This is a genomic window from Campylobacter sp. 2018MI10 (assembly GCF_018501175.1).
Taxonomy (GTDB): domain Bacteria; phylum Campylobacterota; class Campylobacteria; order Campylobacterales; family Campylobacteraceae; genus Campylobacter_E.
This window is the reverse complement of sequence record NZ_JAHCZD010000028.1, coordinates 1-11,439: the sequence shown is the minus strand read 5'-3', so window position 1 is coordinate 11,439 and position 11,439 is coordinate 1. Positions and strand designations below refer to the sequence as shown.

The 11,439-nt window shown below is 29.3% G+C and carries 9 protein-coding genes and 1 pseudogene; 2 read left to right on the top strand and 8 right to left on the bottom strand.

All coding sequences use genetic code 11. From position 1 onward, the window contains the following. From KJR01_RS09320 to KJR01_RS09290, 7 genes and pseudogenes are all read right to left on the bottom strand, one after another. A pseudogene (locus KJR01_RS09320) lies at positions 1 to 126 on the bottom strand (flagellin N-terminal helical domain-containing protein); the annotation flags it as partial. A 41-nt stretch (positions 127 to 167) separates the two neighbouring features. Next, entirely contained in the window at positions 168 to 2,300 is a 2,133-nt protein-coding gene (locus KJR01_RS09315) for an autotransporter outer membrane beta-barrel domain-containing protein (protein ID WP_214118916.1), read from the bottom strand. Between the two features lie 96 nt (positions 2,301 to 2,396). After that, complete coding sequence (locus KJR01_RS09310; RefSeq protein ID WP_214118914.1) at positions 2,397 to 2,843, bottom strand: hypothetical protein; 447 nt, start codon at positions 2,841 to 2,843, stop codon at positions 2,397 to 2,399. After that, the gene (locus KJR01_RS09305) at positions 2,833 to 3,765 is read right to left on the bottom strand and encodes a D-2-hydroxyacid dehydrogenase (RefSeq protein WP_214118912.1); all 933 of its coding nucleotides are present in this window, start codon (positions 3,763 to 3,765) and stop codon (positions 2,833 to 2,835) included. Before KJR01_RS09305 ends, KJR01_RS09310 begins: the two co-directional genes overlap by 11 nt. After that, positions 3,762 to 4,820, bottom strand: coding sequence for an iron-containing alcohol dehydrogenase (locus KJR01_RS09300; protein ID WP_214118903.1), 1,059 nt, complete (start codon positions 4,818 to 4,820; stop codon positions 3,762 to 3,764). Before KJR01_RS09300 ends, KJR01_RS09305 begins: the two co-directional genes overlap by 4 nt. A 9-nt stretch (positions 4,821 to 4,829) precedes the next feature. Beyond that, positions 4,830 to 5,996 (bottom strand): glutathionylspermidine synthase family protein, encoded by a 1,167-nt coding sequence (locus KJR01_RS09295; RefSeq protein ID WP_214118902.1) that lies wholly within the window; start codon positions 5,994 to 5,996, stop codon positions 4,830 to 4,832. Between the two features lie 106 nt (positions 5,997 to 6,102). After that, a complete protein-coding gene (locus tag KJR01_RS09290; RefSeq protein ID WP_214118900.1) occupies positions 6,103 to 6,771 on the bottom strand; it encodes a hypothetical protein in 669 nt (222 codons plus the stop codon). 108 nt (positions 6,772 to 6,879) lie between these two features. Here KJR01_RS09290 and flgE point away from each other — a divergent pair, with 108 nt between their 5' ends. After that, positions 6,880 to 9,387, top strand: a complete 2,508-nt coding sequence (flgE, locus tag KJR01_RS09285; RefSeq protein ID WP_214118898.1) for a flagellar hook protein FlgE — start codon at positions 6,880 to 6,882, stop codon at positions 9,385 to 9,387. 84 nt (positions 9,388 to 9,471) lie between these two features. Then, the gene (corA, locus tag KJR01_RS09280) at positions 9,472 to 10,431 is read left to right on the top strand and encodes a magnesium/cobalt transporter CorA (RefSeq protein WP_214118896.1); all 960 of its coding nucleotides are present in this window, start codon (positions 9,472 to 9,474) and stop codon (positions 10,429 to 10,431) included. Between the two features lie 841 nt (positions 10,432 to 11,272). Here the strand turns inward: corA and KJR01_RS09275 are convergent. Then, positions 11,273 to 11,439: flagellin (locus tag KJR01_RS09275; protein ID WP_284444070.1), on the bottom strand; the 167-nt coding region annotated here is incomplete at its 5' end.

Sequence of the window (11,439 nt, the reverse complement as noted above, 5' to 3'; positions counted from 1 at the left end):
GCTATCAGCAATTGCCATACCTGAAGCATCATCAGCAGCAGAGTTAATTCTAAAACCTGAGTTTAACTTATTTAAAGAACTGTCAATTGATCTATTGTTCATAGATGCGTTTGCATGAGCGCTTAGCTAGTGGGGGTTTGATAAAAAAGGGCTTAAAGCCCTTTATTTTAAAATGTATATCTAATAGTTGAGTTTATTTCATAATCATTTGTAAGTTTTGTGCCAAAGCTTCTTTCAACACTTAAATTCAATCTTAAATTATCGCTAAATGTATATGCTGTGCCAACGCTTACAAATCCTCTATCGCTAGCTCCTAATTTGCTTTTTACCTTAGCATTTACTCCTTTTATAATATCGCCTATTAAAAGGTCTGCTTCTTTAGTTTGAGTATCAATTACTGCCCCAACACCAGCTCTAAATGTAAAATCATTTACGCTATAACCTGCAAATATTTGTGGTTTAAATATTAATGGAGAGTGAGCATCTACATTTATTTTAAACTTATTAAAGATTTTTAAGCTTGATTCATATTTGCCGATATATCCAGTGATTATCTCAAGGCTTGGTTCAAGATAAAAATTATTATTTACATTAAATCTATATCCACCCTCTGCACTAACTAAGAATGAATTTTGAGATTTAACATCAACAAATTTACTATCATAACTACTTCTTATATATTTTAATACCAAATCAGCAAAATATCCATCATTGTGAATATAGCTTAAATACGCTCCTACACTAGTGTCTTTTGCTCTTACACCTGCATTGATTTTATCATAGCCAAATAGCACACCAGCAAGAATATCAGCATTATTTAAGCTAGTTTTTTTATCTGCACCAATTTGGGTTGAATAGTAATTGAAATTATTGTTACCATTGCTAAAACGACCACCATAAATTCTAAACCAAGTCCCAATATCCGCATTTAAACCACGCACTTCACCTAAACGCTTATTCATATTATTGATTTGAACATTTAAAGTGCTTAGAGCTTCTGCTGTTATATCGTCTTTTTTCTCATCTAAAATTGTTGTAGCTATTTGATTTGCTAAGGTTTGTGCTTGTGCTTTTACTTCAGGAGCTGCATTGCTTAAATCTCCATTGTGCGAAGCTGCTAAACTGATTAATGCGTTAGCGTGAGTTTGAGTATTAGCCGTATAAATACCACTTGACATTAATTGGTCTTTAACTTTTTTACCTTCTTCTGTATTGTTTGTAATATTTGCTTCAATATTTTCTAATTCTTTTTTTAAGTTTTCTAAATCTTTATTAGCTGTAGTTAGTTCTGCTTTAGCTTTTTCAAGGTCTTCACTTGCTTTATCTAAAGCTGTTTTAGCATCGGTTTGATTTTGTTTAGCTGTTAAAATGGCAGCACTTGCATTTTCAAAATCTTTTTGAGCTTTTTCTAAATTCGCTTTTGCGTCAGCTTGTTTTTTAGTGTTTTCTTCTATACTTGTTGAAGTTTGTGTTAGTGATTGTTTTTTTGAATTTAATTCTAATTCAACACCACTTTTTTGGCTATTGATACTTTTTTGATTGTTAATAATACTTTCAGTAGTTTTTTTAGCTTGATTAAATTCTATTTCAGTTCTTGTTTTTTCTGTAATTAAATTCTTATTTTTTTCATCTAAAGCTTTAATTGCGTTTTGAGCATCAGTTAGCGCTTGAGCTTTGTCATCAAGTTGTTGTTTTAAAAGTTCTTTTTCTTCTTCACCAGCTGAGTTATATTTTTCTTGTAAAGCTAAATGTTCTTCTCCTAATTTTTTTTCTGCTGTAACTAGTTTTGACTTGTCTGCATTTGCTAAAGTTAATTTATCATTAGCCGTTTTATATAATTTACCTTTTTCTTCTTGATTTGTTTTAGCTTCATTTAACTTGGTTTCTAATACTTTTAATTCTTCTTCGTATTTTGTAATACTGCTTTCTAATTGACTAATTTCAGAAGTTAAATTATCTTTTTGAGTATTTAAAGAATTACCTTGATTTACTAAATTAGCATGTTCTCTTTCAGCTTTATTTTTTTCGCTTTGTTTATCTCCTGCTGTTAATGTTGCTGTATCTATAGCCTTTGCAGTTTCTTTAAATGCTTTGTCTTTTACTAAATAATCATTATTAGCATTATTTACGCTTTCTTGTTTTTGAGTTATTAGAGTATTTTGCTCTTTAATCTTGCTTTCTAACTCTGTTTTTTGACTTAAAAAAGTATCTAAACTATTACTTAAACTATTTTCTACTGCATATACATTTGTCCCTAGTAGTGCCACTGCACAAACCGATGAAAATAATACTTTTTTCATAATTTCTCCTTATTATAAATTCCATCTAAATATAATATTTTTTTGTAAATTTTATTAGATTATTAGGAAAAAATTATTATAGAATAATAAAATTTATTATTTATTAATTTTAATGATAATATTTTTTGAAGAAAACTCACATTTTAAATCATCAACAACATAAGTTAAATCATCAATGATTTGAGTAAAACCATTTTGAGTTTTTGAGTAATTTTTCTTAGAAAATATATTTTTACATAAAATTATATCTTTTAACAAATCATCATAATACCATTTGCCAAAAAATTTTTCATTAAAGCTTTTTTTGGTATAGCATTCGTTGTTAAAACATATTTTTTCATTGATTTTAAAAGTATTTATGTATTTTCCAAGTGTATATAAATCAAGACTTAAATCACCTTTATTATTCTTTAAAAAACCTTGTCCTTTAAACTTAATAATATCGCTTTTAATAGTTAGATTTATAGTTGTAGTTGGAATTTGCTTAGCACAAGAGCTAAAAAATAGGGCTAAAATTAGCCCTAAGTAAATCTTATTTACCATTTAAAAAATCTCTTAAATTATTCACCATCATTGCCACTAGCCTTGTAACACACTCACAAGCAGTCCAAGCTATGTGCGGGGTGATTATTAGATTTTGCTTTTTGCTTATGTTTAATAAAGGATTATCGGCACTCATTGGCTCAACTTCTACAACATCAAGCCCAACACGGATATTTTTACTATCAATTGCTTTTGCGAGTGCTACTTCATCAATTATCCCGCCACGCCCAAGATTTAGCAAATACGCATTATCTTTCATCATTGTTAGTTCTTTTTCGCTGATTAATTTATATGATTTGTCGTTAAGTGGAGCGTGAATGCTTATAATATCGCTATTTTTTAGCAATTCTTCTAAGCTAACTTTTTTAAAATCAGCATTGTTATTATTGCCACTAAGACTTGTATAAATCACATTAGCACCAAACATTTGTGCTATTTTTGCAACTTCTTTTCCAATAGCTCCAAGTCCTATAATTCCCCAAGTTTTGCCTTCTATTGTGTAAATTCTTCTTGAATAATCGCAAAATAATTCGCTCTTAGCCCAATTGCCTTTTTTTGTGTAGTCATTATAATAAAGAGTTTCGTTCATTAATGATAAAAGTAGAGCATAAGTATGTTGAGCCACACTTTTTGTGCTATAACCTGCTACATTTTTAACTACGATATTAAATTCTTTTGCCGCAACCAAATCAACCGTATTCATACCCGTTGCACTAATTAAAATTAGTTTTAAATCAGGGCAAGCTTGCATAACTTCACGGCTCATTTTGATTTTATTAATCACTGCTACTTCGCATTTTTCTAATCTTTTTACTACTTCATTAGGCGATGATTTTTCATACAATACAACTTCGCCAAATTCTTTAAATGCGTCAATGTTTTCTCCGCCTAAGGTGTTTGCGTCTAAAAATACAATTTTCATTCTTTCTCCTTTTTATAAATTAAAGCATTTTTTATCTCATCAAGATTTGTTATAAAACCACGATTAATTAGATTAATAACATCGCTAGATGCAAGGACTAAACTAGCTATTTTGTCAATATGTTTTAAAAACTCATCTTCTTTTATAAAATCACTTATTTTAGTAGGTAAATTGATTTCTTTGTAAAACTTAAGCAATTTTTCATATTCATCATATTTTTTCTCAATTAGTAATTGGACTAAAATACCAAATGCTACTAATTCTCCGTGCAAGAAGTTTTTTTCTATTTCTTTAATATAACTTATCGCATAGCAAGTTGCGTGAGCAAAAGCTCCATTATATTCAATATTAATTGAGCGTGAAACATAGCCAGTATTTACAATTATTGACATTACGACATTTTTAAAACTCAAATCATCATTTAAAGATTTTGCATATTCATAGTTTAAATCTACGCACAAATTACTACAAATTTTGCCAAAAGAATTTGAGTAATTTACGCCTATATTATTAGCTTTTGCATATTTTAATTGCAAATCAAATTCGTAAAATTTCGCCATCGTATCGCCAATACCTGCTATTAAATACCTTTTAGGAGCGTTTTTAATAGTTTCTAAATCTATAAAACATTTAAAAGGCGGTTCTTTAAAAAGCGCTAATTCTTTAAACTTTTCATCTTCATAAATAACAGATAGAGCAGATACAGCAGCACAAGTTGCAGCGATTGTTGGTATAGTAATTATTTTTAGATTAAAAGCATTTGCTATGTATTTTGAAGTATCTAAAACCTTACCACCACCAATTGCTAAGACTAAATCAAATTCTAAGCCTTTGCATTCATTTATAATTTTATTAATATCATTAAACGAGCATTCTTTAGTATGCGTTAGATGATAATTGCCACTAATTGCGTATTCTAATTTATCTTTAAATTTCGCAAATGCCGTAACTCCGGCAATAACTAAAATATTTTTATAATTTTGTAATTCTTGTTTTAAATTCTTTTTAATATCAAAATCAACTACAAATGAAGTAAGACTTAGAATTTCTTGCATATTTTTCCTTTATTTAATAATGTGTCCTACGAATTGTGCGTAATTATCTATAATAGTTCCACCTTTTCTAAATCCAAGTCCGCACGCTTCGTAGGCAAAAAATACCCCAGCTTGATAGAACTCGCCATTATATTCGTTAAGTTCTGCAAATTCTTGATAAATAAATCCGTTATTTTCATAATCTCCATTGTTTTTTGTGATTATTTCGCCATTTTTGTCCAAAATCGTAACATTTGCACCTTCACGACCAAAAAACGGCTTTTTAACTTGTTTAGTGTTTTCAAGTGGTAAAAAGCTAGTTTTTAATAAATATTTATGATTTGGATAAAGCTGCCATAAAATCTCTAAAATAGCCTTGCTTTGAAATAATAATGTATAAGCAGGATTTAGGATAATTGCTTTTTGGTTTTTGATTATTTTTGTTAGTAAATGTGCTAATTCGCTTTCTTCAATAGCTATTATTTCCCAAGGAATTAGCATAAAGCAAAACTCATAATTCTCATCAGCTAAAAACACTCCATCTTCGCTAAATTCAACATCTTCAATATAAGCAAACTCGCATTCATATCCAGCGTCTTTTGCCATTTGCATAAGTAATCTTGTAGTTAGTTCTTCTTCAGTATTTTTTACACTTGTAAAAAGTATTTTCCAGCCTTCATATACTTCATCAAAATTACTTACATCTTCATCTAAAGTTGATAAGCGTTTAAAATTATCAACGATTGCTTCATAAGTGTGATTGAATTGATTGCTTTCATCTAAATTATTTAGTCTTAATTGCTCAAATTGTAAAATCGCCGTTTCAAAAAGTGCCGTTGGAGTATTTGCATTAAACTCAAGCAATTTAATAGGTAAATTATCAAGCCCACCAGCTAAATCAAAACGCCCATATAAATGCCAATGAACTTCATTTTCCCAAGATAATTTCACAACTTCGTGTAAATTAAAAGGAATGCCAAGTTTATCTAAAAGATTATTATCAATTACATAAGAACCTGCGTTTATAAACATATCATATAGCTCATTACAAGCGTTATAATAATTATTTGCTTCATCTTCGCTAATTATTATTAATTTATCATCTACATATGATTTTTTATCTTCATTTGTATGCCAAGTAAAACCCATATTTTCTAGCTTTTCAGTGCTTAGTTTTTGAATATTTAAAAATTTCATTTTTCTCCTTTTAATAAAAGCTGATTTTAACAAACATTGATAAAGCTTTTATGATTAATTTTTTTTTGATATTATGAAATGTATTTCGTGAGTGGTCTTGACACTCTTAAAAGCAGAGTTTTACTCTGCTTATCAAATCTTCATTAAAATCACTTATCAAATCATCTAAAAATCTTTCTAAATTTCTTGGATTTATACTGATATAGCAATTTTCATATAATTTATAACTAATATTAGAATATTTGTTATTTCTCATTTTTAATAAATTCTCAAAATGACTTGCACGATTTCTAAGACTTAAAAATAGTTTTAATAATGCTTTATTTTTATTATCTAAAAATATATTAGTCTTTTGCCCGTTTATTATTATGTAGTTTTTATTATTCTTATCAAATCTTTTTAAGTCTAAATCTGAAAATATATACTTCTCAATTTTTTCATCTTCAATAATCTTAATTATCGTTCCTAGCGTAAGATTGCTTAATAATTCATCTTTTGTAGGCGTTCTTTTTTTGCTTTTATATAATTTATTGATTTGTTCTTTTATACTTTCATTTTCGTAATCTAAAAGCCAATCATCATTATTAAACTTTTTTGCCAAAATATCATTTAAATAATTTCTTAAAGTTATTTCTAAAATGCCTATTTTTGGGGATAATTTTGAAATTAATTTAAGATTTTTAAAATGCTCGTCTAAGTCTTTATAACTTTGTAATCTTGTATTTGATAAGCACTTTATTAAATCTAATCTAAAATTATTTTTTACACTATCCACAAAATCCCCTTATTTTCGGTATTAAAACAACATTTTAATATAAAAAAATAAAATTGGAACACCTTTTGCTGAAACTTGCTTAGAGAATTTAATTACAAGGATATAAAAATGATGAGATCACTTTGGTCTGGAGTATCAGGTCTTCAGGCACACCAAATAGCAATGGACGTAGAAGGTAATAACATAGCAAACGTTAATACAACAGGCTTTAAGCACTCTCGTGCAAATTTTAACGACTTGATGAACCAAACAAGCAAAGTTGCAACAGCTCCACAAGGAGAGCTAGGTGGTAAAAACCCTATGCAAGTTGGACTTGGAACTCAAATTAACTCAATTACTAAGATTTTTGCTCAAGGAAGTATCCAAACAACAAAGAAAAACACAGACTTAGCTATCCAAGGCGATGGATTTTTCGTAGTAAGCCCTGATGGTGGTAAAACTTATAAATATACAAGAAACGGGGACTTCGTTCGTGATGCTTATGGTAACTTCGTTGATAATAATGGTTATATAGCACAAGGCTGGTTAAGAGATGAAGTTACAGGCGAAGTTGATACGACTTCTCCAATTAGAAATATAGTAATAAAACCAGGTCTTACAACCCCTGCAAATCCTACAACATTAGTTAGTTTAAAAGCAAACCTAAATTCAGGTAATAGCATAGGCGATAAAAAAACTCCAATCTATCAGCTAGATAGCAATCACGAATGGACTAATATAAACGGCGATGGTATTAAGGTTGATGCGGGTGTGCATAAAGAAAACGATGTTTCACAAAATAGCTTTATTACAAATAAAAATGGTGAATTACGCTTAAATGAGCGTGGCGTTGATATGGGGGTATTATTCAATGCTAGTGGAGAAAGTCTTGGACTTAGAAAAGGTCAAGGAATTTGGGTTAGTTATGCAGAAGCTAGAACTGGGCAATTAACATTAAATAATGTTGATAACAATGGTAAATTTAATGCTCCAGCAAATTTAAATATAGAAATTAACGGCACTCAAATTAGTGGCAGTGTATCAAATGTAGCTGATATAGCAACTGCTATTAATGGAGTAAGTGGTAAAACAGGTGTAAGAGCTGATATAGTAAATGGAAATAGACTTATTTTAGTAAATGATAATAAGCAAGGCACAACAGCAGCTATGAAAAACATAGTTTTAAGAGCTGGAAATGGTGCAACTGCAGATAACACAGGTTTAATTGGTGCTAATAATGGATTTACAGATAAAGGTGATGGTAATGGTGCTAGTATTAAAGTAATTACTGCTTATCAATATACTTATGATCCAAACCCAACTAATACAGCACACGCATTAAATGCTAATATGGAAAGAACATTTAATACCACAGAAGATTTAAGAGAAGCTATGCAAAAAGATGCAAGACTTTATGTAAATTACGATGGAAGACAAGTAACTGATGCTAATTGGAATACTCAAGGGACTAAAAATGATGGAGTTGAAATCATAGTAGATGCTAAAGGACAATTCGTTATCAAAAATCCTAAAGGAGACGCATTTAATGCTGATGATGGCGATGTATTTGATATGAGCACAGAAGCAATTTATAATAGAGCTAGAGTTTTATTCAACAATAATGGAGCAGGTGTAAACTATCCACAGGGTTTACCTGGTTTAAATGGTTGGGATCAAATTACACCGGAACAACAAGCACAATTTATACAATTAAATCCAACTTTAACAACTCCTGCAAACGCAAATGCAAACGAAGATGACTTCAATATGTTCTTAAGCATTAGCAATCTAACAAATCCGGCAAATAATGTTAATGAAAACGATAAATTTATGAAAACTATGCAAGGTATGCAAGGAGCACTTACAAGTGGAGATGGAATTCGCCAAACTCAAGGGCTTTATATGAGCGCACATAGTTCAAGTATTGATATATTTGACTCACTTGGGACAAAACACTCAATCAAATATGACTTTACAAAAATCGGCTACACAGATGATGGTGGCACAGAGTGGGGAATAGTAATTCAAGTTCCAGAGCCTTGTGAAATCAACATTAGTGGCGAAGGTCCAAAAAATGTCCTAACAGGAACAATTAGATTTAATAGCGATGGTTCATTACAAGGATTTAGCCCAAGTTCAGTAAGCTTTACAGCAAACAACGGCTCAACTCCTAATCAAAACATAGATTTTTATTTCGGTAATCCAAATGATTTTGATGGAATTACAAGTTATGATAGAGAGAGTAATACAAGTGGTATTTCTCAAGATGGTTTTAGTGGTGGGGACTTAAACGGAATTAGAATTGATGAAAGCGGAACAATCATCGGAAGCTTTACAAATGGTAGAAGCTTTGGTCTAGCACAAATTGCGATGGCGACATTTACAAATAACGAAGGTTTAGAAGCTGAAGGCGGCAATGTTTTCACTCAAACATCAAACTCAGGTGAGCCAGTAATCGGAGCTGCTACAACAGGTGGTCGTGGTAAAATCCAAGCAAGTAGCCTTGAAATGTCTAACGTTGATTTAAGCACATCTTTAACAAACTTAATCGTAATTCAAAGGGGTTATCAAGCAAACTCTAAGACAATTACTACAAGTGATCAAATGCTTAACACACTTTTACAATTAAAACAATAATTCTTAGGATTTAAGCTTAGCCTTAAATCCTATTTAAAATTTCAAAATTTTCATTATAATAATTAAAATTTATAAAGGATTTTTATGCTTTTTGTTTATTATAAAGACAATTTAAATGTATTAAAACGCACTATTAATATCAATGAAGAAATACCTGAAAATACTTTATGGGTAGATTTGTTTAATTTCAACCTAGATGAGATTGCTTATATAGAAAATAATTTTAATATTAAAATTCCAAACGATGATGAAAAATACAACATAGAAGAAAGTGCGAGATATTGGGAAGAGCAAGATACTATTACTATTAATAATGTGTTTTTAAATAAAGACGCTCTAAATCAAACAACCACTACAAAAGATACGATTACATTTTTACTAAATAAAAAAGTATTATTTACAATCCGTGCTAGAGAAATTCCGACCTTTGCTTCTGTAGAAAACATAATTCTAGCAAATCCAACTCATTATAAAAGTGGCTATGAGATATTAAGCGAGATTTTTGATATGAGAGTGGATAAAGATGGAGATGTGCTAGAGTGGATTGATAAGGTTTCAAGATTGCTAAAAACCGAGATTTTAGAGCAAAAAAATGCTCTTGATTATGATTTTTACCTTGCTAAGATTTCAAATCTTCAAGATTTAAATATGCAGATTAGGTATTCGTTGTTTGAGAAGAAAAAGACCTTATCATCACTTATTAAAAGCGATAAAATAGGCGTTCATATTAAAGAGAATTTAGACATAATTTTAAAAGATTTAAATTCTTTAATAGATTTTAGCCTTTCGCAACTTGGGATTTTGGATAATATACAGACGATTTTAACTAGCAAAATTGACATAGAACAAAACAAAATCATAAAGCTTTTTACCGTTGTTACCGTTGCTATGATGCCACCTACTTTAATAGGGACAATTTATGGAATGAACTTTGAGAATATGCCTGAATTAAAATTCCAATATGGGTATTTTATAACCTTGAGCCTAATGATAATCTCTACAATAATACCTATTATATTTTTTAAGAAAAAACGCTGGTTATAAGGGTGGATTTAAAACAATCATAAATATTTTTTATGCTAGTTTTTTGATTTTGCTTAGTTTTTAAAAAGGTGCTAAAAATAGCACCTTAAAATAATTACAATAAAAATATATCGCTAAAATCTAATTTATGTTAAATTATTTATTTTGCTATTATTTACAATGCTAATGCAAGTTGGAATTAATATATTTTTATTTTTTATACACTAGCACTAAATCATTTTTGATATGACAATCTTTACAATCTTTTAAATCCATTACAATGCGTGGTTTTTATAAATTAGTTCTTAGACTTTTGTTAGATTTTATCAGCTTTGCTTAGCTTATTGTATTGTTTTTTGTATTGCTTTGATAGATGGATTTTATATATTCTTACTATCTATAGCTTTTTTATACTCATCGTAATTTTTACACTTAATTACATTGCCACTTTCAACTTCTTTTAACGCCTTGTAAAACTCATCGCTATTATAGTAATGATTGGCTGGGTATTCAAGAAATCTTACTTTTTGTTTTTTTAATCTTTATCGGCTCATTAAATGCCTTTACTAATTCTTTTAAAGCCTTTAAAAATACGGATTATTATTTGTTGTAATTGTTACATTCATATTTGTTACTTTTGTAATCGTTAGTATATTAAATTATCAAGCATTAAGTGAAATTCTAATTTTAAATTCTTAAAAGTTTAAAATGTTTTTTTGATTATGTTTTTTAAAAAGTTAAAGAAGTAAAAAAGGTGCTAAGGATAGCACCTTTTTTGTTATTACAAATAATCTTTAAAACTATTGTAATAATTTAGTCGTTTTTAAGGCGACAAGCACCTTAAAAACTCCATTCATTATTACTATTGTAATAATCTCATTACGTTTTGTTGAACAGCATTTGCTTGGCTCATTGCATATACACCTGATTGAGCTAGGATTTGGTGTTTACTAAATGTAGCACTCTCAGATGCAAAGTCAACATCTCTAATATTACTTTCAGCTGATTTAACATTTACTTGAGTAACTG

What these genes read in the sequence shown, in the direction of transcription:
- KJR01_RS09300 (WP_214118903.1), bottom strand. Translation starts at nt 4,820, where the DNA reads ATGCAAGAAATTCTAAGTCTTACTTCATTTGTAGTTGATTTTGATATT.
- KJR01_RS09315 (WP_214118916.1), bottom strand. Translation starts at nt 2,300, where the DNA reads ATGAAAAAAGTATTATTTTCATCGGTTTGTGCAGTGGCACTACTAGGG.
- corA (WP_214118896.1), top strand. Translation starts at nt 9,472, where the DNA reads ATGCTTTTTGTTTATTATAAAGACAATTTAAATGTATTAAAACGCACT.
- KJR01_RS09295 (WP_214118902.1), bottom strand. Translation starts at nt 5,996, where the DNA reads ATGAAATTTTTAAATATTCAAAAACTAAGCACTGAAAAGCTAGAAAAT.
- flgE (WP_214118898.1), top strand. Translation starts at nt 6,880, where the DNA reads ATGATGAGATCACTTTGGTCTGGAGTATCAGGTCTTCAGGCACACCAA.
- KJR01_RS09305 (WP_214118912.1), bottom strand. Translation starts at nt 3,765, where the DNA reads ATGAAAATTGTATTTTTAGACGCAAACACCTTAGGCGGAGAAAACATT.
- KJR01_RS09310 (WP_214118914.1), bottom strand. Translation starts at nt 2,843, where the DNA reads ATGGTAAATAAGATTTACTTAGGGCTAATTTTAGCCCTATTTTTTAGC.